18 protein-coding genes and 1 pseudogene are annotated in these 20146 nt (G+C 70.8%); 7 read left to right on the top strand and 12 right to left on the bottom strand.

The genetic code is table 11. From position 1 onward, the window contains the following. Nucleotides 1–145: 145 nt before the first annotated feature. Nucleotides 146–1483: an NADP-specific glutamate dehydrogenase gene (gene gdhA / locus NRF20_RS17530; protein WP_398632122.1), complete on the top strand. Its 1338-nt coding sequence runs from the start codon at nucleotides 146–148 to the stop codon at nucleotides 1481–1483. 181 nt (nucleotides 1484–1664) lie between these two features. Here the strand turns inward: gdhA and NRF20_RS17525 are convergent, their stop codons facing one another. After that, nucleotides 1665–2699, bottom strand: coding sequence for a hypothetical protein (locus NRF20_RS17525; RefSeq protein ID WP_413752865.1), 1035 nt, complete (start codon nucleotides 2697–2699; stop codon nucleotides 1665–1667). Between the two features lie 352 nt (nucleotides 2700–3051). Here NRF20_RS17525 and NRF20_RS17520 point away from each other — a divergent pair. Continuing rightward, a pseudogene (locus tag NRF20_RS17520) lies at nucleotides 3052–3435 on the top strand (IS701 family transposase); the annotation flags it as partial. 136 nt (nucleotides 3436–3571) lie between these two features. Here the strand turns inward: NRF20_RS17520 and msrA are convergent. Both msrA and NRF20_RS17510 read right to left on the bottom strand, forming a co-directional pair. Continuing rightward, the gene (gene msrA, locus NRF20_RS17515) at nucleotides 3572–4237 is read right to left on the bottom strand and encodes a peptide-methionine (S)-S-oxide reductase MsrA (protein WP_413752864.1); all 666 of its coding nucleotides are present in this window, start codon (nucleotides 4235–4237) and stop codon (nucleotides 3572–3574) included. Nucleotides 4238–4308: 71 nt separating this feature from the next. Beyond that, complete coding sequence (locus tag NRF20_RS17510; protein ID WP_398632125.1) at nucleotides 4309–5412, bottom strand: hypothetical protein; 1104 nt, start codon at nucleotides 5410–5412, stop codon at nucleotides 4309–4311. A gap of 68 nt (nucleotides 5413–5480) precedes the next feature. Between NRF20_RS17510 and NRF20_RS17505 the strand changes: the two genes are divergently transcribed. Next, nucleotides 5481–6626, top strand: coding sequence for a cystathionine gamma-synthase (locus tag NRF20_RS17505; RefSeq protein WP_266358457.1), 1146 nt, complete (start codon nucleotides 5481–5483; stop codon nucleotides 6624–6626). Nucleotides 6627–6691: 65 nt separating this feature from the next. On the opposite strand, the gene NRF20_RS17500 is transcribed toward NRF20_RS17505, so the two are convergent. From NRF20_RS17500 to NRF20_RS17485, 4 genes are all read right to left on the bottom strand, one after another. Then, nucleotides 6692–6883: a DUF1059 domain-containing protein gene (locus NRF20_RS17500; RefSeq protein WP_413752863.1), complete on the bottom strand. Its 192-nt coding sequence runs from the start codon at nucleotides 6881–6883 to the stop codon at nucleotides 6692–6694. 64 nt (nucleotides 6884–6947) lie between these two features. Beyond that, nucleotides 6948–7199 (bottom strand): hypothetical protein, encoded by a 252-nt coding sequence (locus NRF20_RS17495; RefSeq protein ID WP_398632127.1) that lies wholly within the window; start codon nucleotides 7197–7199, stop codon nucleotides 6948–6950. Further along, nucleotides 7196–7690: a sigma factor-like helix-turn-helix DNA-binding protein gene (locus tag NRF20_RS17490; protein WP_413754567.1), complete on the bottom strand. Its 495-nt coding sequence runs from the start codon at nucleotides 7688–7690 to the stop codon at nucleotides 7196–7198. Before NRF20_RS17490 ends, NRF20_RS17495 begins: the two co-directional genes overlap by 4 nt. Before the next feature lie 87 nt (nucleotides 7691–7777). Continuing rightward, nucleotides 7778–8308 (bottom strand): MarR family winged helix-turn-helix transcriptional regulator, encoded by a 531-nt coding sequence (locus NRF20_RS17485; RefSeq protein WP_398632129.1) that lies wholly within the window; start codon nucleotides 8306–8308, stop codon nucleotides 7778–7780. A gap of 156 nt (nucleotides 8309–8464) precedes the next feature. On the opposite strand from NRF20_RS17485, the gene ilvA reads away from it, so the two are divergent. Further along, nucleotides 8465–9694 (top strand): threonine ammonia-lyase, encoded by a 1230-nt coding sequence (gene ilvA, locus NRF20_RS17480; protein WP_398632130.1) that lies wholly within the window; start codon nucleotides 8465–8467, stop codon nucleotides 9692–9694. A 320-nt stretch (nucleotides 9695–10014) separates the two neighbouring features. Here ilvA and greA read toward each other — a convergent pair whose 3' ends face one another. Both greA and NRF20_RS17470 read right to left on the bottom strand, forming a co-directional pair. Then, complete coding sequence (greA, locus tag NRF20_RS17475; RefSeq protein WP_266358450.1) at nucleotides 10015–10512, bottom strand: transcription elongation factor GreA; 498 nt, start codon at nucleotides 10510–10512, stop codon at nucleotides 10015–10017. Nucleotides 10513–10695: 183 nt separating this feature from the next. Further along, nucleotides 10696–11112: a DUF4307 domain-containing protein gene (locus NRF20_RS17470; RefSeq protein ID WP_266358449.1), complete on the bottom strand. Its 417-nt coding sequence runs from the start codon at nucleotides 11110–11112 to the stop codon at nucleotides 10696–10698. Between the two features lie 152 nt (nucleotides 11113–11264). Between NRF20_RS17470 and mca the strand changes: the two genes are divergently transcribed. Beyond that, nucleotides 11265–12146, top strand: a complete 882-nt coding sequence (gene mca / locus NRF20_RS17465; RefSeq protein ID WP_398632131.1) for a mycothiol conjugate amidase Mca — start codon at nucleotides 11265–11267, stop codon at nucleotides 12144–12146. Between the two features lies 1 nt (nucleotide 12147). Then, the gene (locus tag NRF20_RS17460; RefSeq protein WP_398632132.1) at nucleotides 12148–12387 is read left to right on the top strand and encodes a hypothetical protein; all 240 of its coding nucleotides are present in this window, start codon (nucleotides 12148–12150) and stop codon (nucleotides 12385–12387) included. A 109-nt stretch (nucleotides 12388–12496) separates the two neighbouring features. Here the strand turns inward: NRF20_RS17460 and NRF20_RS17455 are convergent, their stop codons facing one another. After that, nucleotides 12497–15757, bottom strand: coding sequence for a tetratricopeptide repeat protein (locus tag NRF20_RS17455; protein ID WP_413752862.1), 3261 nt, complete (start codon nucleotides 15755–15757; stop codon nucleotides 12497–12499). Nucleotides 15758–15882: 125 nt separating this feature from the next. On the opposite strand from NRF20_RS17455, the gene NRF20_RS17450 reads away from it, so the two are divergent. After that, nucleotides 15883–17913 (top strand): thioredoxin domain-containing protein, encoded by a 2031-nt coding sequence (locus NRF20_RS17450; protein ID WP_413752861.1) that lies wholly within the window; start codon nucleotides 15883–15885, stop codon nucleotides 17911–17913. A gap of 38 nt (nucleotides 17914–17951) precedes the next feature. On the opposite strand, the gene NRF20_RS17445 is transcribed toward NRF20_RS17450, so the two are convergent. Together NRF20_RS17445 and NRF20_RS17440 are read right to left on the bottom strand one after the other, a co-directional pair. Further along, a complete protein-coding gene (locus NRF20_RS17445; RefSeq protein ID WP_413752860.1) occupies nucleotides 17952–18593 on the bottom strand; it encodes a TetR/AcrR family transcriptional regulator in 642 nt (213 codons plus the stop codon). Nucleotides 18594–18595: 2 nt separating this feature from the next. Further along, nucleotides 18596–20113 (bottom strand): MFS transporter, encoded by a 1518-nt coding sequence (locus NRF20_RS17440; protein ID WP_398632136.1) that lies wholly within the window; start codon nucleotides 20111–20113, stop codon nucleotides 18596–18598. Nucleotides 20114–20146 lie beyond the last annotated feature (33 nt).

Raw genomic sequence — 20146 nt, 5'->3', positions numbered from 1 at the left:
TGCCACAACGGTTCTGTACGTCGCTTTCGTGAGCCGCAGAGCGTGCGATGTCTGGGCGACGCCCTCAATGGGGAGGGGGACCGCTGGTGTCCCCGGGACGGGGCACCCACGCGCGCGATGCCGACCCAGGGAAGGTATGACCCACATGAGTGTCATCGAGCCGCTGTACGCGGAGATTCTCCGCCGCAACCAGGGCGAGAAGGAATTCCATCAGGCGGTACGGGAGGTCCTGGAGACCCTCGGCCCCGTCCTCGAACAGCGTCCCGAGTTCGTGGACGCCCGGATCATCGAGCGCATCTGCGAGCCGGAGCGCCAGCTCATCTTCCGGGTGCCGTGGTCCGACGACTCCGGCGACATCCATGTGAACCGCGGCTTCCGGGTCGAGTTCAGCAGCTCGCTCGGACCGTACAAGGGAGGGCTGCGCTTCCACCCCTCGGTCAACCTCGGCATCGTGAAGTTCCTCGGCTTCGAGCAGATCTTCAAGAACGCGCTCACCGGCATGCCCATCGGCGGCGGCAAGGGCGGCGCCGACTTCGATCCGAAGGGCCGCTCCGACGCCGAGATCATGCGGTTCTGCCAGTCGTTCATGACCGAACTCCACCGTCACCTCGGCGAGTACACCGATGTCCCCGCCGGTGACATCGGCGTCGGCGGCCGCGAGATCGGCTATCTGTTCGGCCAGTACAAGCGGATCACCAACCGTTACGAGTCCGGTGTCCTCACCGGAAAGGGCCTGGGCTGGGGCGGCGCCCAGGCGCGCACCGAGGCGACCGGGTACGGCTGTGTGCTCTTCACCGCCGAGATGCTCCGCAGCCGTGGCGAGTCCCTCGACGGGCAGCGCGTCGCCGTGTCGGGCTCGGGCAATGTCGCGATCTACGCGATCGAGAAGGCCCAGCAGCTCGGCGCGACCGTGGTGACCTGCTCCGACTCCAACGGGTACGTCGTGGACGAGAAGGGCATCGACCTCGCCCTGCTCAAGGAGATCAAGGAGGCCGGCCGCGGCCGGGTCTCCGAGTACGCGGAGCGCCGCGGCGAACACGTCAAGTTCGTCCCCGGCACCGGCCTCTGGAACGTCGCCTGCGATGTGGCCCTGCCGTGCGCCACGCAGAACGAACTGCACGAGGCCGACGCCCTGGCCCTCGTACGCAACGGCGTGAAGGCGGTTGCCGAGGGCGCCAACATGCCCACCACCCCGGAGGCCGTACGCCTCCTCCAGGACGCGGGCGTCGCCTTCGCCCCCGGCAAGGCGGCCAACGCGGGCGGCGTGGCCACCAGCGCCCTGGAGATGCAGCAGAACGCCTCACGCGACTCCTGGACGTTCGCCCACACCGAGGAGCGGCTCGCGGAGATCATGCGCCACATCCACGACTCCTGCCACATGGTCGCGGAGCGCTACGGCAGCCCGGGCAACTACGTGGTGGGCGCCAACATCGCCGGCTTCGAACTGGTCGCGGACGCGATGCTCGCCCAGGGGCTCATCTGATCCCGCCGATCCGACGCCACACCGGTCCGGCCGCCCTCCGCGGCCGGGCCGCTGGTGGTGGCGTCGCCGGAACGACCAGTCGCGCCGGTGGACGGCGTCGTACACCGGCTGGGTGAGGTGCTGCATCTCGTTATGCCGCCCGGCATCCCGACGGATGCCGGGCGTTCGCCCCACCGGTCGGTCAGGCGGAGAACTCACTCTTGTAGAAGACGCTTGACTCGAAGGAATCCGGTTCGGTCGATGTGATCTTCGAGGAGTAGCCAAAGGCGAGCCTGGGCGCTCCGTTGAACCGCCAGATGGCGATTCCCTGGGCCTCGCGGCCGGGGAGGGAGTCGCCGGCGTTCGTGAGGAACTTCTCGACATAGCTCGACCCGGTGTCGTTCAGGTCGAGGGTGACGAGGTAGGAGGAGCGGTTCGGGCCGCCGAAGATGAGATATGCGTAGCGGCCGCAGGAGGTGATGCCTTGGAAGGAGTCGGCGTCGGTCAGCCCCAGCTCCTGGTTGGTCGGGATCGCCCGCTCGGTCAGGCGATAGCCGTCGCTCAACCGCCCGGCCACGGCGTCGGCGAGGGTGAAGACGGCGATGCGCCAGGGGCGAGTGGCGCTCCCTGAGTGGTAGCGGAAGAGCACGCGGTCGTAGTGCGTGTCGATCGCCGGCCGCGGGCTGTGGGCGAAGCTGGAGACCGTAGGGGTTCGGTTGTAGATGGAGGAGGACGTCGTCTCCAGTGTCCCGTCATCCACCCAGCGGAAGCGGGCGATTCGGGTACCGGCGTCGTTGACCGAGTGGCTTTCGATCCATATGTAGGGCGAGTTGCCCGCACCGGCCGTCTCCACGCCCATCGACGAGCCGTGGCCGAAGCCGTGGATGGCCATCGTGCTCAGGACTTTGCCGAACAGGTCCGTCTTGCTCAGCCACAGATCACCGGTGTCGCTGCCCACCTTGTGCTGGGCGAAGTAAATGTTGTCGTTGACACTGTCGTAGGCGAACGACTGCATCGCCCAGTTGGGCTGATGGAGCGTCTGGCGCCAGACGGGATTGCCGCCCGCCCCCGGCAGATAGAACTTCGGCGAATCGGGTACTGCCGCATACGCCGGACTTGCTGCAAGCAGCGAGCCGCCGCCGAGCACTACCGCCCCTGCGGCCAGCTTGATGCCGCCGGTAAGCAGGCTTCTGCGGCCGTGCGTTGGGCGGGCTGCGCTCTCTAAGGGGTCAGTCACGTCGCCACCTCTCCATCGACAACAGGGTCGAGCGGCGAATCTAGCAGTCGGCCCAACAGCGTTGCCAGGAACTGTTGTCGATCACGTGCAGTTCGCCGAGTCCTGCCGTAGATCGTGATTTTGCTGCAGGGGGCGGTACGGAGACGGCCGCGGCCACCGGTGATCATCGTGGGTTGTGAAGACATCGAACGATCAAGCGGTGGCCGCAGGTCACAGCGTTGACCCCGCCTTCCGGCAGGCCGGATTCGAGGCTCTGATGGACCGGATCGCGGGCCGGTTCGCACGGGTCGAACCGCGTCGCCGGGCCCGGGACTTCATCCTGGGCCTGCTGCTGTGGGCCGCGCCGCAAGCCCGCAGCGTCGGCTACGTCCTGGCCGTCGCCTGCGACCACCAGATCGCCACGAAGGCGGGCAAGCTGCGAGCCAACTCGCTGGTCAAGAAGCTGCCGAAACGGGCCTGGCAGACGTTGTCCGCCGGATCCGGCGCCAAGGGTCAGCGCCGCTACGCCTGGGCCCTGGCCGACATCGCCGACCCACGGCCCGGGCACCGCCAACTGCTGATCCGCCGCAACCGATCAATCGGTGAATTCGCCTTCCGTCGCTGCTACTCACCGTCACCGGCCCCGCTGACCGCGCTGGTGCGATGAGCCGGGCGTCGCTGGACGGTGGAGAAGACGTTCCAGGCAGGAAGGGGTCCGGGCGGACCGGACCGACACCAGGTCCGCCGCTTCACCAGCCGGCGCCACCAGCCGTTCCGCCCCGAACGCAAGAGACCCCGCCAGGATCGCGCCGGGCGGGGCTCGCTGCGGGCCGTCGGATGAGCCCTGGCCACCAGCTGGTCAGGGCTCACACTGTGCAGACTCTTCGCGTCTGTCACTCTCCTGCCGGAGCGATCCCCACCGGGCAGGAGACCCCCGTCCCGCCGATCCCGCAGTAGCCAGCCGGGTTCTTGTCGAGATATTGCTGGTGATATGCCTCGGCCGGCCAGAACGTGCGGCCCTGGGCCGGGAGGATCTCCGTGGTGATCTCGCCGTAGCCGGAGCCCGCGAGGACCTTCTGGTAGGCCTCGCGGGAGGCTGCCACGGCTGCCGCCTGCTCGGGGGAGTGGGTGTAGATCGCCGAGCGGTACTGGGTGCCCACGTCATTGCCCTGGCGGAAGCCCTGCGTCGGGTCGTGGGACTCCCAGAACAGCTTCAGCAGCTCGGAGTACGAGACGATCTTCGGGTCGAAGACCACGCGGACCGCCTCCGTGTGTCCCGTCAGGCCCGAGCAGACCTCTTCGTACGCGGGGTTCTCCGTGTAGCCGCCCTGGTAGCCGACGAGCGTCGTCCAGACGCCGTCCGCCTGCCAGAACTTGCGCTCGGCGCCCCAGAAACAGCCCAGCGCGAAGTCCGCGACCTCCAGACCCTCCGGGTACGGGCCCAGCAGCGGGTTGCCGAGGACCGTGTGGCGGGACGGGACGGTGAATTCGGGGGTGGGGCGGCCCTTCAGGGCCTCCTCGGGGGTGGGGAGCTGGGGGGTACGGCGTTGCAGGAACATGCGGGGGCTCCTCCTGGGGTCGGTTTGCCCTGGCTACAACGCACCCGGGACGTCATGGATTCCGCACGCGGCTACCGCGGCAGCGTCGCCGGGTTGCCGCCGTTCGCTTCGTAGCCGGCGACCGCCAGTGCCCGGTAGACCGTGTACTCGGCGGCCGGGTCGGGGCTCTGGGTCCACGGCAGCGCGCCCACATGGCCGTCGATGTGGATGAGCTGGTTCATCGCCTCCGACCAGCGCTCCATCCGGACCAGGAACAGCACCAGCAGATGGCGGACGTGCGCGAGCATCGGATCGTCGGCGCGGGCCGCGTGCACCGCGAACAGGGCGCCCTCGACCGCCTTGGTCACCACCGCGCTCCGGTAGAAGCCCTGCACGAGATTGACCTCGGGCAGATGCTCGTACACCGCGAAGAGCGGCAGCGCGGCCAGCAGCGAGCCCTGCGGGGCACGGGCGGCGGCCGTGGTGGCGAAGCGGTCGGCCTCCTCGCGGGAGCCGTGCCACTTCTCGCACCAGAAGTGCAGCGCGGCGATGTGCGCGCCCATGTGCGCCGGGGCCCGGTCGATCACCTTCGCCCAGAGCCGGTCGAACTCCTCGTGCGAGTAGCCGAGTCCACGGGAGACCGCCAGCTCGACGAGGTACGGAACGGGGTCGCCCGGCGCCAGCAGCGCCGCCTCGCCGCAGACCGTACGGGCCTCCTCCAGGATGATCCGGAAGTCGTCCGTCCCCGCGGTCGACGAACGCCACGCCTGCTGCACCAGGAATTCGGCGTGCACCGCCGCACCGCCCGCGTCCTTCGGCGCATCGGCCCGCCACTTGCGCAGCCATGAACCACCGACACCGGGCTGCTGCGCCAGCTCCAGCGAGGCGGCACCGGCGAACGCCTGCACCCGCTGCCACCGCACCTCGCCCTCCTTGGGCGTACCGGCCAGCAGCTGCGAAGCCGCCCGCCAGTCCTGGGAACGCTGCACGACATCGAGCACATCGAGAAGATCCTGGTCCGGGCCCGGCAGCCGGATGTCCAGCTCCTCCTGGCGCACGAAGCCGTAGGTGTCCGGATCGGCGGCGTCCGGGGAACCGGGTGCGACCTGACGGATACCGCCGCGGCGGCGCAGTACGAAGGGGCCGATGACCGCGGCGAGCATGCACAGTGCGATCAGGAACCAGAGAATCTCCATGCCCCCATTGTCACCGGACGGCCCGGTAGCCCGGTGGGCGCCCTCGCGACGAACTACGCTCGGGCCCCATGAGCGACCAGCACAGCTTCGAGACTCTCGCGATCCACGCGGGAAACACCGCCGATCCCCTCACCGGCGCCGTTGTTCCGCCCATTTATCAGGTGTCCACGTACAAGCAGGACGGCGTGGGCGGACTGCGCGGCGGCTACGAGTACAGCCGCAGCGCCAACCCGACCCGTACCGCCCTGGAGGACAACCTCGCGGCCCTGGAGGGCGGCCGCCGCGGGCTCGCCTTCGCCTCCGGCCTCGCCGCCGAGGACTGCCTGCTCCGTACGCTGCTCACCCCCGGCGACCATGTGGTCATCCCGAACGACGCCTACGGCGGCACGTTCCGGCTGTTCGCGAAGGTCGTCTCGCGGTGGGGCGTCGACTTCTCGGTCGCCGACACCTCGGACGTGACGGCGGTACGGGCGGCGATCACCCCGCGCACCAAGGCGATCTGGGTGGAGACCCCGTCCAACCCGCTGCTCGGCATCACCGACATCGCCGCGATCGCCGGTGTGGCCCGCGCGGCGGGTGCACGACTGGTCGTCGACAACACCTTCGCCAGCCCCTATCTCCAGCAGCCCCTCGCCCTGGGCGCCGACGTCGTGGTGCACTCCACCACGAAGTACATGGGCGGCCACTCGGACGTCGTCGGCGGTGCGCTGATCGTCAACGACCCCGAACTGGCCGAGGAGTTGGCGTACCACCAGAACGCGATGGGTGCGGTCGCCGGACCGTTCGACGCCTGGCTGGTGCTGCGCGGCATCAAGACCCTCGCGGTCCGCATGGACCGGCACAGCGAGAACGCCACGAAGATCGCCGATCTGCTGACCCGGCACCCCAAGGTCACCCAGGTCCTCTACCCGGGGCTGCCCGAGCACCCGGGCCACGAGATCGCCGCCAAGCAGATGAAGGCCTTCGGCGGCATGGTGTCCTTCCGCGTCGTGGGCGGCGAGGACGCGGCGGTCCACGTCTGCAACCGGGCGAAGCTGTTCACCCTCGGTGAGTCCCTGGGCGGCGTCGAGTCCCTCGTGGAGCACCCGGGCCGCATGACGCACGCATCGGCGGCCGGCTCCCCGCTGGAGGTGCCGGCCGACCTCGTCCGGCTCTCCGTCGGCATCGAGTCCGCCGACGACCTGATCGCCGATCTGACGCAGGCACTCGGCTAGAGGCTCCCGGGGCCGGACAGAGGCGGGCGGGCTCGATCGTTCGGACCCGGCCGCCCCCGGCACCCTCAGACGCCGGCCTTCTCGTCGTCCAGCGACGCCCGGATCTGTTCGCGCAGTTCCGGGCTGTCGGTGTGCTCATGGGCGGAAACCGCGTGCTCCGCCGCGGCCCTCACGACTTCCTCTTCCTCGCCGGAGATGGTGAGCGAGCAGTTCGTGACGCTCGGATACTTGCGGCAGTCGGCGACTTTCCTGGTCATCACAGCCTCCTCGGCCGGTTCCCCGTGACGCCACGTTCCAGGATAGTTCGCCCCGGATGGGCCCTCACCAGTCGTCCAGCGGCGGCGTCGTCTCGGTGGGAGGCAGTTGCCACGGCTGCGCCTTCAGCGCCCACACCGTGAAGGCGACCACCGCGGCGAACGCCACCAGCAGCACCAGCCTGCGGGCGAAACGGCGTCGTCGCAGCAGTCGGCCGCCGCGTTCCGTCGCCCGCTGTGCCAGGTCGGCGGGCACCTGCGGATGCGGAACGTCCAGCATGCGCCGGACCTCGTCCTCGCGGTTGCCGCTGCGGCTCATGGCGCGACCCCCAGCGGCCGTTGCAACCCCCGCCGCGCCGTGGGCCGGCGGGTGCCGCGCATCGTGGCCACCGAACGGTTGCAGATCGCCCGGACCTGCTCCACCGGAAGCCCGAGCAGCGCCGAGGCCTGCTCCTCCGCGACGCCCTCGTACAGCCGCAGCACGAGAACGAGACGCTCCTGCGGCGTCAGCCGGTCCAGCAGCCCGCCGCGCGGCCGGTGGTGCCGCCAGACCTCGTGGGCGAACCGGATGGCCAGCTCCCGCCGGGTGCGGTCGTACGGGTCCTCGCCGCGCAGCCGTCCCCACTGCGCGTACGTGCGTGCCAGCGCGGCCGTGAGCATCCGCCGGGCCCGGGGGTTCGCTCCGGGCGGCTGCATGGGCTCGGCGGTCAGCAGCGTGGCCGTGTGCAGCAGTCGGCCGGCCGCGCCCGCCACGAAGGTCTCGAACTCCTGGGCGCGGCGCCGTTCCCGGCCCGCCTGGCGCTCTCGCACAGTCCTCATCCGAGCCGTTGCCGGGCTCCTGGTCAAGAGGCGTGCGCCCGACAGCCTGCGCAGCACCTTCAGGTGCTGCCGCTCCCGCTAGCCGGCCGGGGGCGCCTGGGGCGAGGTCTGGCGGGCGGCCAGTGCCAGATTGAACCGGGTGAGCAGCGTGCAGAACGTCTCGCGCTCCTCGGCCGTCCAGTCGTCCGTCACCTGTGTCATGAGCTCTCGCCGGGATTCGCGGACCTCGTCCAGCCGTGCCAGGCCGCGCGGCGACAGCTGGAGCACGACGGCACGGCCGTCCTCCGGGTGCGAGGTGCGCTTGACCAGACCGGTGTCGACAAGGGGTGCGACCTGCCGGGTCACGGTCGAGGAGTCGATCCCCATGCCTGCGGCCAGTGCCTTGACGCCCATCGGGCCTTCCCGGTCCAGCCGGTTGAGCAGCAGATAGGCAGCCCGGTCCATGGAATTGCGCACCTGGCCGACACCGCCGAGGCGGGTCTGCTCGGCACGGCGGGCGAATACCGCGACCTGGTGCTGCAGCGCATCGAGGACGTGGTCGGAACCCGTGGGTCCGGGGGTGGCGCCCCCGGAAGGAGACGCAGCTGTCGTCATGTCCTGAGGGGGCATGGCCGGGGGCTCTCTTCGTGCGGTGTCGGATGGGTGGGGGACAGAGTACGCGGCCACGGGGCAACGCGTACCAGTGCTGCACAAACCTGTGGACAACGGCTCAGGACGGGACCGCACAAGGCGTCCGGCACCGTGCCGAGCTGTAAGACTTACTGTATGAACTTCCGCGCGCCCGGCCATTTTCCCCCACTGATCCTCGACGACATCCGCGGGGCGCAGAAGATGCTTTCCGGTGTGGCCAGAGTGACCGCCATGGAAGGCAGCCGCCACCTGACCGAGCTCGTGGGCGCACCGGTCCACTTCAAGTGCGAGAACCTGCAGCGGACCGGTTCGTTCAAACTGCGTGGTGCCTATGTACGGATCGCGGGCCTGTCCCCGGTGGAGCGGGCGGCCGGAGTCGTAGCCGCGAGCGCCGGAAACCATGCGCAGGGTGTCGCACTCGCCTCTGCTCTGCTCGGCGTACGGTCGACGGTCTTCATGCCGGTCGGGGCGCCGCTGCCGAAGGTGGCCGCCACCCGCCAGTACGGGGCACAGGTCCGGCTGCACGGCCATGTCGTCGACGAGACGCTGGCCGCCGCCCAGGAGTACGCGCAGGAGACGGGTGCGGTCTTCATCCACCCCTTCGACCACCCCGACATCATCGCCGGCCAGGGCACGGTGGGCCTGGAGATCCTCGAGCAGTGCCCCGAGGTGCGCACCATCGTCGTCGGGATCGGCGGCGGCGGTCTCGCCGCGGGCATCGCGGTGGCGGTCAAGGCGGTCCGGCCCGATGTGCGGATCGTCGGCGTGCAGGCGGCGGGCGCGGCCTGCTACCCGCCGTCGCTGGCCGCGGGGCACCCGGTGTCGATCGGCACGCTGAACACGATGGCGGACGGCATCAAGGTGGGGCGCCCCGGCGATGTGCCGTTCGAGCTGGTCAGGGAGCTGGTCGACGAGGTCCGTACGGTCTCCGAGGATGAGTTGTCCAGTGCGCTGCTGCTCTGTCTGGAGCGGGCGAAGCTGGTGGTGGAACCGGCCGGTGCGAGTCCGGTGGCGGCGTTGCTGAGCGATCCGAAGTCGTTCCGCGGGCCGGTGGTCGCGCTGCTGTCGGGCGGCAATGTGGACCCGTTGCTGATGCAGCGCATCCTGACCCACGGCATGGTGGCGGCCGGCCGCTATCTGAGCCTGCGGCTGCGGCTGACCGATCGGCCCGGCGCGCTGGCCACGCTGCTGGCCGTGCTCTCGGTGGTCGACGCCAACGTTCTCGACATCGGCCATGTGCGGACCGATCCCCGGCTCGGGCTCACCGAGGTCGAGGTGGAGCTGCAGCTGGAGACGAAGGGGCCGGAGCACTGCGAGGAGGTCTCGGCGGCGCTTCACGACGCGGGCTATCTGGTGATGAGCTGAGCCTCGCGTGTCGCGACGTATCGCGGCCTGTGGGCCCTGTCGAGCCGGCGAGCTGCGCCGCCGACCATGCACGAGCTCGTTGGAGGGCGAGGCGCCGGCGATTACTTCGTCCTGGACGGCACCTGCACGCCCGCCGGCCCCGTCTACGCGCCAGTCGCCGGATAGTGCGGCGACACCCGAGGCGGCCGTCGCACTCGCGCGGCGTCACCGCCGGGCGGGCGCGACGCGCCCCGGGGCTTCGCCGTCGGACGCCACGCCGCACATGGGGGGGAGCCTCCGACCCGTCGGGCCGGAGGCTCCCCCCCATCAGTGGTGCGGGATCAGCCCGTGTAGGGCTTCGCCGCGAGAATCTTCACGGTGGCCGTCTTGCCGTTCGGCAGCTCGTACTCGGCGTCCTCGCCCATCTTCTTGCCGTTCACGCCGGTGCCGAGCGGCGACTGCGGGGAGTACGTCTCGATGTTCGAGCTCGCGTACTCGCGCGAGGCGAGCAGGAAGGTCATCGTGTCGTCCGGGTCGCCGTCGAAGGCGATCGTCACAACCATGCCGGGCTCGACCACGCCGTCGTCGGCAGGTGCCTCGCCGACCTTCGCGTGCTCCAGGAGCTGGGTGAGCTGGCGCACCCGCAACTCCATCTTGCCCTGCTCCTCCTTGGCCGCGTGGTACCCGCCATTCTCCCGGAGGTCACCCTCCTCACGGGCCGCCGCGATCTTTACGGAGATTTCCGTGCGCGCGGGACCAGACAGGTACTCCAGCTCGGCCTTGAGCTGGTTGTACGCCTCCTGCGTGAGCCAGGTGACGTTTTCGCTGGTCTGGGTCACAGGGTGCTCCTCGTCGGTACTGGGAATACAAAGCATCGCCCTACCCGTAAGCATGTGCCTCCACGGGTGGGCGAAACCACGAGCCTAACAATTCCGCAGGAAAAGGGGGAGAAGGTAAACCGTCAGGACTGCGTATGTGCAGGTCAGCGGCAACAACAGCGTTTCAGCGTCGGCGTGCGGCGGTCACTGTGCCGCCCCGCCGTCGTCGGTACAGCCCAGCAGCTCGACGCTGGTCGCCCTGGCTGTCGTACGCAGCGACAGGACGCGGTCGATACGGTCCGTGCGGTCGTCGAAGCGGAAGTCCTTGCGAGCCACGTCGCTGCCGTCCTCGTGCTGCGAGCGGAGCGTGCAGTAGCCCTTGGTGTCGGTGCCCTTGCGCACCTCCAGGTGCACATCGACCCGCTCGTCCGAGACGACCTTGAACTTGATCACCTCGGCGCTGATGCCCTGGCCGGCGATGTAGTCGTATCCGATCCAGCCGACCACGCCGAGAAGGGCGACGCCCAGCACCGAACCGATGATCTTGAGCTTGCGGTCCGCGCGCTGGTCCGCGGAGCGGCCGTAGCGGTTCTCCGGAAGCGCTTCGCGCACCGCAGTCATGATCGTTCCTCCCGTACCGGGGATCGAGGAATTTTCCACCCCCCGGTTCGGTCACTATAGAAGCCTGCCACCCGCCCCCCGACCGCCACCCCGAACCGACGTCCCTTCGGGACGGCACCTCTCCATGGCGTCCAACCAACGAGGATCGAGTCTTGACTGAGCAGCTGCGACTGATGGCCGTTCACGCCCACCCCGACGACGAGTCGAGCAAGGGCGCGGCCACCATGGCCAAGTATGTGTCCGAGGGGGTGGACGTGCTGGTCGTGACCTGCACGGGAGGCGAGCGCGGCTCCATCCTCAACCCGAAGCTCCAGGGCGACGCGTACATCGAGGAGAACATCCACGAGGTGCGCAAGAAGGAGATGGACGAGGCCCGGGAGATCCTGGGCGTCGAGCAGGAGTGGCTCGGCTTCGTCGACTCGGGCCTGCCCGAGGGTGACCCGCTGCCGCCGCTGCCCGAGGGCTGCTTCGCGCTGGAGGACGAGGAGAAGGCCGCGGGGCGTCTCGTCCGCAGCATCCGTGCGTTCCGGCCGCAGGTCATCACGACGTACGACGAGAACGGCGGGTACCCGCACCCCGACCACATCATGACCCACAAGATCACGATGATCGCGTTCGACGGCGCGTCGGACACCGAGACGTTCCCCGAGTCGGAGTTCGGTCCGGCCTGGCAGCCGCAGAAGCTCTACTACAACCAGGGCTTCAACCGGCCGCGCACGGTGGCGCTCCACGAGGCGCTGCTGGCCCGTGGCCTGGAGTCCCCGTACGGCGAGTGGCTGAAGCGCTGGAAGGAGTTCGAGCGTGACGAACGCACGCTGACCACGCATGTTCCGTGCGCGGACTTCTTCGAGATCCGCGACAAGGCGCTGATCGCGCACGCGACGCAGATCGACCCCGACGGCGGTTGGTTCCGCGTCCCGATGGAGATCCAGAAGGAGGTCTGGCCGACCGAGGAGTACGAGCTGGCGAAGTCTCTCGTCGATACATCCCTCCCCGAGAGCGACCTCTTCGCGGGCATCCGCGACAATGCCTGATATGTACGCGACCCAGGCACTGACCGACCTCGTTCCGCTTGCCGATGAGCTCGACAAGAACAAGGTGACCCCCGGCGTTCTCGGCTTCATCGTCTTCGCGGCGCTCGCCGCAGGCGTGTGGCTGCTGATGAAGTCCATGAACCGGCACATGGGCAAGGTCGACTTCGAGGAGGCCCCGGACCCGGAGGCGACGTCCGGTGACGCCGTTGCCGCGGGTGCGGGGTCCGCGAAGCGGAAGTAGGCGCGGGGCGGTACCGGGGTGTCCGGTAGCCGCCCCGTTCGCCCGGCGCCGGACGGGGCGGTTGTGCCCGGCCGGGGTCAAGGACATCCTCGATCGCCGGACGGGCCGGTCATGGCCGGACAGGTACGCCCATGACCTCCCGTGCGTGGCGTGTGGGCGTCATGCCCAGGCGCCACGCCTGCCAGCCGTCCTCCAGGTCCACGCCGCGGTTCAGCACCACGGTGAACGCCTCCGCGCAGTCCTCCAGCTTGCTGTCGCGCGTCGGGTGGCCGGCCAGGAGCAGGTCGGCCAGTTCCTGCTGGGCCACCACCGTGCCCACCTCGCTGCCGCCCGGTGACGCGTACGGCAGCAGCGTGCACCGCAGGAAGCGGGCCCAGTCCTCGCCCCGTTTGTCGCCGTAGGACTCGAACAGCTCGGCCGCCTCGCCGCACAGCTCCAGCGCCTGCGGGGCGCGGTTGTTGCCCGCGTCGATCAGGGCCAGCTCCAGGCACGTCCAGGCCTCGCCGTGGGCGACCCCGATGCGCCGGAAGTCGGCCCTGGCGTCGACCAGGAGCTGGCGGGCGAAGCCGGAGTTGCGGAGGTTTCCGGTCTGGGCGGCCCGCTGGTCGCGGGTGACCCGGCCCGAGTGGTGCCGGGCGCATGCCAGCCCGTATGTGTCCCGCATCCGGGAGAACATCGTGCGCGCCCGCTCCAGCTGCCGTACCGCCTGGTCGGTGTCGCCGTTCTCCTCCAGGGCCTGGCCCAGGTAGTACAGCGTCCACGCCTCGCCGCGCGCGTCCTCGTTGTCGCGGTGGCGGGCCAGGGCCCGGTCCAGCTGCTCGACGGCCGGGGCCGGGTCGCCGTCCAGCAGCCGCGCGCGGGCCAGCTGGGTCAGCGCCCACGCCTCGCCGCGCTCGTCGCGGGTGCGGCCGTACAGGTCCAGGGCCGTACGCAGCGCCTCCTCCGCCCGCTCCACGTCGCCCATCCGCAGCAGGGTCTGGCCCAGCTGGAACTGCGTCCACGCCTCGCCGTGCAGCGACTCGCCCTCCCGGTGCAGGGCCAGCGCGGTGTCCAGGAGATTCAGCGCCTGTGCGACATGGGCCCGGTCGCGTTCCACGGCGGCCAGGGCGTGCAGCGACCAGGCCCGGTCCTCGGCCTGCTCCTCGGAGGACTGCAGCTCGATCGCCTCGCGCAGCCGCGCCGACGCCTCGGTCAGATTGCCCTGGTGGTGCAGGGTGATGCCGAGCGAGCAGAGCGCCAGCGCCGTACCCGCCTCGTTCTGCGCCTCGCGGTACAGCCCGACGACCGACGACAGCGTGGTGCGCGCCTTGTCCAGCTCGCCGAGCTGACGGGCCGCGATGCCGGTACGCCACTGCACGGACCGCTCCAGCAGCCCCTTGTCCACGGCCTGCGTCAACTCGCTGATCTCGCCCAGCCGGTAGAGGTCGCCGCGCAGCAGGCAGTAGTCGCACAGCGCGCCCAGGAGATCCAGTACGGCCCCCTGGTCGACGTCCTCGGCGTGCCGCAGCGCCGAGGTGATGAAACTCGACTCGTCGTCCAGCCAGCGCAGCGCCGAGTCCAGCGAACCGAACCCGTGCGAGCCGAACTGCCCGGCCCGGGTGGACATCTTGCCGTCCACCATGCGGATCACGGCACCGGCCAGCTCCGCGTAGTTCTGGATCAGCCGCTCCTGGGCCGCGGTACGGTCCGCCACCTCCTCCTCGTCCCGCAGCCGGGCCAGGGCGAAGCCCCGCACGAGGTCGTGCAGCCGGTAGCGCGAGCCCCGCACATGGTCCAGGAGTCCGGCCCCGGCCAGCGCCGTCAGCAGCCGCTCGGCCTCCTGCTCGTCGGCCGAGAGCAGCGCGGCCGCCGCCGCGGCGCCCAGGCTGGCCCGCCCGGCCAGCGCGAGCCGCCGCAGCAGCCGCCGCGCCTGCTCGGACTGGTCGGTGTAGCGCAGCCACAGCGCCCGCTCGACCGGTGCGACCGGGCCGTACGCGGCGAGATCGGTGGCGAGCGCGCTGCGGGTGCGTGGACCGAGCGAGGAGCCCGCTATGCGCAGCGCCAGCGGCAGCCCGCCGCACAGCTCGACGACCGTGTCCGTCGACTGGGAGTCGTACGGCCCCTGCTCCTGTGCCTCGGCCGCCTCGCGCAGCAGCTCCTCCGCGCCCGCCGCGTCCAGTGCGCCGACCGGCAGCTGATGCACCCGGGCCGGGATGTCGGCGGGCAGCTCCAGGGGCTCGCGGGCGGTGACGAGGACGAGGCTGTCGGAACGCTCGGGAAGCAGCGTGCGGACCTGGGCCGCGTTGCCGGCGTCGTCGAGGACGATCGTCACCGGGGTGCCGGTCAGATGCTGGTGGTACAGCTCGCTCAGCCGCCGCACCTGCTGCTCGGCAAAGGCCCTTCCCCGAGTTCCCGACTCCGCTCGACCGGGGGAGGCCCCCTCCCGGAACAGCAGCTGCTCGCGGGGCGCGCCCAGCCGGTTCAGCAGATGCAGCAGCGCGTCACGTGTCGGCAGCGGCGCCTGGCCGGCCACGTCGCCGCGCAGGTCCACCACGCACGCGCCCCGGAACTGGTCCTTCAGGCTGTGCGCCGCCCATACCGCGAGCGTGGTGCGCCCGGCGCCCGGCGCACCGTACAGGACGACGACGGTCGGCTTGGTCTCCGCCGACGCACGGGCCTCCCGCACCCACTGCGCGATCTGCGCCAGCTCGGCCCGCCGCCCGGTGAACGGCCCCTCGGACGCGGGCAGATGGCCGAACGACTGCTCGAGGATCGTGCGCGTACGGGCCGCTGCGCTGCGGTCCCCGCCGCGCAGCGACGGGGCGGTGCGCGACTGCGCGGGGACCTTTTTCGCCGGGGTGCGCGACGAGGGGTTAAGCATCCGCTGCTGGTCGAGGAATGGACGGATGCCCCGTACCTCCAGCGCCGCAAGCCACTGCAGCCGCAGCTGTTCGGCGCCGCCGGGCTGCCCGAGCGCACCTGCGCGCCGGTGGGCGGCGGGCCAGTGCGATGCGGTGATCCTGGCGACGGTCGCCGTGGCCCCCGCGACCGCGACGACGGCGCCCGCGCCGAGGGCCGGCCCCGCCGCCGTACCGAACGCGACATCCGCGCCGAAGGCGGCGACCGCGGCAACTCCGGTCACCAACAGGGGAGTTCCCATGGCCGACCGGCTGAAGCGCTGCGACAGCGGCTGCTGTCCGGCCTCCGCCGCGTCCAGCGCCTGGAGATACGCGGCGTACTCGTCGGCCGCACCGGCCGCCAGGGAATCGAGCGCGGCCCGCCCGCGTGTCGTCAGCGCACCGGCGTCCGCCCGGCCGCCCGACCGCCGTACCTCCTCCTCGACGGCGCGTACCAACAGCCGTTCGGCTTCCGCCCGATGGCTGTCCCGCATGTGCGTCCCCCTCCGGATACGACGATTGCAACTGCCCCTGCTGTCATCGCCGCCCAGTGTGCTGGGTACGGCGCGTCAGCGCGAGAGAGCGATGCGATCAACCGGGCCTGAGAGAGGATGTGGGTATGCCGAATCGCCTGGACCGTGAGACTTCCCCGTACCTCCTCCAGCATGCCGACAATCCGGTCGACTGGTGGCCCTGGTCGCCCGAGGCTTTCGAGGAGGCACGCAGGCGGAATGTGCCGGTGCTGCTCAGCGTCGGCTACGCGAGCTGTCACTGGTGTCATGTGATGGCGCACGAATCGTTCGAGGACGACCGGGTCGCGGCCTATCTGAACGAACACTTCGTCCCGGTGAAGGTCGACCGGGAGGAGCGGCCCGACGTCGACGCCGTGTACATGGAGGCGGTGCAGGCGGCGACCGGCCAGGGCGGCTGGCCGATGACCGTCTTCCTGACCGCCGACGCCGAACCCTTCTACTTCGGCACGTACTTCCCGCCCGAGCCGCGCCACGGCATGCCCTCCTTCCAGCAGGTGCTCGAAGGTGTCGCGGCCGCCTGGTCCGACCGGCCCGACGAGGTCGCCGAGGTTGCCGGACGCATCGTCCACGACCTCACCCAGCGCTCCCTGGCACACGGCGGCGAAGGCCTGCCGGGCGAACCCGAACTGGCGCAGGCGCTCCTCGGGCTCACCCGGGAGTACGACGAGAAACGCGGCGGGTTCGGCGGCGCACCCAAGTTCCCGCCGTCCATGATCATCGAGTTCCTGCTGCGCCACCACGCCCGCACCGGGGCCCAGGGCGCCCTCGACATGGCCGCCGACACCTGTGCGGCGATGGCCATGGGCGGGATGTACGACCAGCTCGGCGGGGGTTTCGCACGCTACTCGGTGGACCGGGAGTGGATCGTTCCGCACTTCGAGAAGATGCTCTATGACAATGCGCTGCTCTGCCGGGTGTACGCACACCTGTGGCGGTCGACGGGCTCGGACCTGGCCCGCCGGGTCGCTCTGGAGACCGCCGACTTCATGGTGAGCGAGCTGCGCACGCCGGAGGGCGGTTTCGCCTCCGCGCTCGACGCCGACAGCGAGGACGGGGCCGGCCGGCATGTCGAGGGCGCGTACTACGTATGGACGCCCGAGCAGCTGAGGGAGGTCCTCGGCGGTCAGGACGCGGCTTTCGCCGCCGAGCACTTCGGGGTGACGGAGGAGGGCACGTTCGAGGAGGGCGCCTCGGTCCTCCGGCTCGCGCGGACGGGCACCGTGGTGGACGCGGACCGGGCCGCCGACGTACGGGCCAAGCTGCTGGCCGCCCGGGAGCTGCGCCCGCGTCCCGGGCGGGACGACAAGGTGGTCGCCGCCTGGAACGGCCTGGCGATCGCCGCCCTCGCCGAGACGGGCGCGTACTTCGACCGGCCCGATCTGATCGAGCGCGCCACCGAGGCGGCGGATCTGCTGGTACGGGTGCACATGGGGGACGTGGCCCGGCTGACCCGTACATCGAAGGACGGACGGACCGGCGGGCACGCCGGGGTCCTGGAGGACTACGGCGATGTCGCGGAGGGTTTCCTCGCCCTGGCCGCGGTCACCGGCGAGGGCGTCTGGCTGGAGTTCGCCGGCTTCCTGCTCGACATCGTGCTGCAGCACTTCACCGGCGAGGGCGGGCAGCTGTACGACACGGCGGACGACGCCGAGAAGCTCATCCGCCGCCCGCAGGACCCCACCGACAGCGCTACCCCGGCGGGCTGGACGGCGGCGGCCGGTGCGCTGCTCTCGTACGCCGCTCACACCGGCTCGGAGGCCCATCGCACCGCCGCGGAGGGGGCGTTGGGCGTGGTGAAGGCGCTCGGCCCGCGGGTTCCGCGGTTCATCGGCTGGGGGCTCGCCGTCGCCGAGGCGCTGCTCGACGGGCCGCGCGAGGTCGCGGTCGCCGGGCCGGTCGGCGGCGAACTGCACCGTACGGCGCTGCTGGGGCGGGCGCCCGGTGCGGTGGTGGCGGCGGGTGAGACGGCAGGGACGGAGTTCCCGCTGCTGGCGGACCGGCCGATGGTGGGCGGGGCGCCGACGGCGTATGTGTGCAGGCACTTCGTCTGCGATGCGCCGACGACGGACCGGGAGGCGCTGGCGCGGAGCCTCGGATCGAGCCCGTCCGACGACTGAGGAAGGAGCCGTCCGGGGACTGGAGGGCGAAGCCCCGGCTACAGCGTCAGCCCGCCTTCGAGCGTGTCCAGCGCCTGGTTGATCATCGCGATCAGGTCGCCCTCCTGACCGTGCTCGCCCCAGTACAGCGTCACCTCGCGCAGCGCCCCCAGCACCGCCGCGATGAACACCCTGACCTCCAGGTCGTCGGGGCTGCGGCCGCTGCGGTCGGCGAGTGCCCGGGCCAGCACCTTCGCCGTGTCCGACATGGTCTCCGTCATCCGCGCCCGGATGGCGGGGACCTCCACCATCAGCCGGGTGCGCTGCCGCAGTTCCTCCTCCTCGCTCGCGAGGAACGCCGTCAGCGCCTTGGCCATGATGAACCGGAGCGACTCCAGCGGCGGTTCGTCGGCCGGCCGGTTGCGCAGCTCGGTCTCCATGATCGGGTCGTACTCGTCGGTGAGGACGATGTCCTCCTTGGTCGCGAAGTACCGGAAGACGGTGCTCGGCGACACCTCGGCCGCCTCCGCGATCTGCTCGATCGTCGTGGCGTCGTACCCCTGCTCGGAGATCAGCCGATAGGTCGCCCGGCGGATCGCGATCCTGGTCTTGAGCTTCTTCCGCTCGCGCAACCCCAGTGGGGGCGGCGTTCCGGGGGCGGAAACGGAAGGGGGACGAGAGGTGGCGGCCATGGTCGTCATTGTCAGGCATCGGCGGGTGCCGGGGCCACGTCCGACCGCTCCCGCGAGGGGGTGGGGAGGTTCGTCAGGAACGCCCCGACCAGCAGCGCGGACACCAGGGCCGTGACAGCGATGACGAGCAGGACCACGCTCATGCCGTGGACGTACGCCGCGTCCGCGGAGCCGGCCAGCCGCTGCGCGCCGAGCTTCGCCGCGACGACATGGGCGGCGACGACCGAGTCCCCGGCCGCGTCCGCGGCGGCGGCCGGTACGCCGGTGGTGTCGAGCCGGCCGCTGTACGCACCGGCGAGCAGGCTGCCCAGAAGCGCGATCCCGAGGGCGCTGCCCGTCTGCCGCACGGTCATCAGCAGCCCCGATCCGCTCCCCGCACGGTCCGCGGGCAGGGCGGCCAGCGCGGCGTCCATCGCGGGGACGACGGCGAAGCCGAAGCCGACCCCGGCGACGGAGAGCCACAGCGCCGTGAAGCCGTAACCGCTGTCGACCGTCGTACGGCTGCCGAGGAGCGCGGCGAAGGCGAGCACGACCAGGCCCGCCGTCATCGTGGCGCGCGCCCCGAACCGCTGGGTGACGGGGGCGCCCGTCTTCGCGGCGACGATCAGCCCGCCCATCATCGGCAGCATCCGCAGCCCCGTACCGAAGGCGTCGTGGCCCAGGACTGCCTGGAGGTAGCCGGGCAGGATGAACATCAGCCCCGACATCACGAACATCACCAGGGTCGCGGCGAGCGCGCTCAGCAGGAACGGCCGCTGCCGCAGCAGCGACATGTCGAGCATCGGGCGTTCGGCGCCGCGTTCCCGTACGACGAGCGCACCGATCAGTACGGCACCGGCGGCCAGCATGCCCATCACCAGCGGGTCGCCCCAGCCGCGTCCGGGAGCCTCGATGATCGCGTAGATCAGCGCGCCGAGACCGGTCGCGGTCAGGGCGGTGGAGACGGCATCGACCTTCGGGGAGGCCGGGTCGCTGGTCTCCGGGAGCAGGAACACGCAGGCGGCGATACCGATCGCCACCATCGGGATGTTGATCAGGAAGATCGAGCCCCACCAGAAGTGGTCCAGCAGCCAGCCGCCCAGGATCGGGCCGAGCGGCAGCCCGAGCGCGGACGCGGCCGAGACGATGCCGATGGCCTTGACCCGGTCCTCGGGCGCGCCGAACAGCGACGGCAGCACGGCCATCGCGAGCGGCATCACGAGCGCCGCGCCGATGCCCATCACACAGCGGGCGGTCACGACGGCGGGCACGGCGTCGGCGAGCGAGCCGATGAGCGAGCCGAGCAGAAAGATGCCGAGGCCGGTGATGAGCATCCGGCGACGGCCGAACCGGTCACCGAGCAGCCCGGCCGGGAGCATCAGAGCGGCGAAGACCACGACGTATGCGTCGGCCATCCACTGCTGCTCGCCGGTGGTCGCGCCGAGCTGTTCGGCCATGGTCGGCAGCGCCACGTTGAGGATCGTCATGTCGAATCCGAGGACGAGCATGCTCGCGACCAGCGCGCCCAGGGCCCACCAGCGTCGGTTCATGGGAATGCTCCTTCGAGAGTCACGGTTAAGTGA

Origin of the sequence: Streptomyces sp. R-74717 (genome assembly GCF_047305335.1) — a bacterium.
In the GTDB taxonomy this organism is placed as follows: domain Bacteria; phylum Actinomycetota; class Actinomycetes; order Streptomycetales; family Streptomycetaceae; genus Streptomyces; species Streptomyces atratus.
This window is presented reverse-complemented; position numbering and strand designations above follow the sequence as displayed.

What these genes read in the sequence shown, in the direction of transcription:
- gdhA (WP_398632122.1), top strand. Translation starts at nt 146, where the DNA reads ATGAGTGTCATCGAGCCGCTGTACGCGGAGATTCTCCGCCGCAACCAG.
- msrA (WP_413752864.1), bottom strand. Translation starts at nt 4,237, where the DNA reads ATGTTCCTGCAACGCCGTACCCCCCAGCTCCCCACCCCCGAGGAGGCC.
- NRF20_RS17510 (WP_398632125.1), bottom strand. Translation starts at nt 5,412, where the DNA reads ATGGAGATTCTCTGGTTCCTGATCGCACTGTGCATGCTCGCCGCGGTC.
- NRF20_RS17505 (WP_266358457.1), top strand. Translation starts at nt 5,481, where the DNA reads ATGAGCGACCAGCACAGCTTCGAGACTCTCGCGATCCACGCGGGAAAC.
- NRF20_RS17500 (WP_413752863.1), bottom strand. Translation starts at nt 6,883, where the DNA reads ATGACCAGGAAAGTCGCCGACTGCCGCAAGTATCCGAGCGTCACGAAC.
- NRF20_RS17495 (WP_398632127.1), bottom strand. Translation starts at nt 7,199, where the DNA reads ATGAGCCGCAGCGGCAACCGCGAGGACGAGGTCCGGCGCATGCTGGAC.
- NRF20_RS17485 (WP_398632129.1), bottom strand. Translation starts at nt 8,308, where the DNA reads ATGCCCCCTCAGGACATGACGACAGCTGCGTCTCCTTCCGGGGGCGCC.
- ilvA (WP_398632130.1), top strand. Translation starts at nt 8,465, where the DNA reads ATGAACTTCCGCGCGCCCGGCCATTTTCCCCCACTGATCCTCGACGAC.
- NRF20_RS17470 (WP_266358449.1), bottom strand. Translation starts at nt 11,112, where the DNA reads ATGACTGCGGTGCGCGAAGCGCTTCCGGAGAACCGCTACGGCCGCTCC.
- NRF20_RS17460 (WP_398632132.1), top strand. Translation starts at nt 12,148, where the DNA reads ATGTACGCGACCCAGGCACTGACCGACCTCGTTCCGCTTGCCGATGAG.
- NRF20_RS17455 (WP_413752862.1), bottom strand. Translation starts at nt 15,757, where the DNA reads ATGCGGGACAGCCATCGGGCGGAAGCCGAACGGCTGTTGGTACGCGCC.
- NRF20_RS17450 (WP_413752861.1), top strand. Translation starts at nt 15,883, where the DNA reads ATGCCGAATCGCCTGGACCGTGAGACTTCCCCGTACCTCCTCCAGCAT.
- NRF20_RS17445 (WP_413752860.1), bottom strand. Translation starts at nt 18,593, where the DNA reads ATGACGACCATGGCCGCCACCTCTCGTCCCCCTTCCGTTTCCGCCCCC.
- NRF20_RS17440 (WP_398632136.1), bottom strand. Translation starts at nt 20,113, where the DNA reads ATGAACCGACGCTGGTGGGCCCTGGGCGCGCTGGTCGCGAGCATGCTC.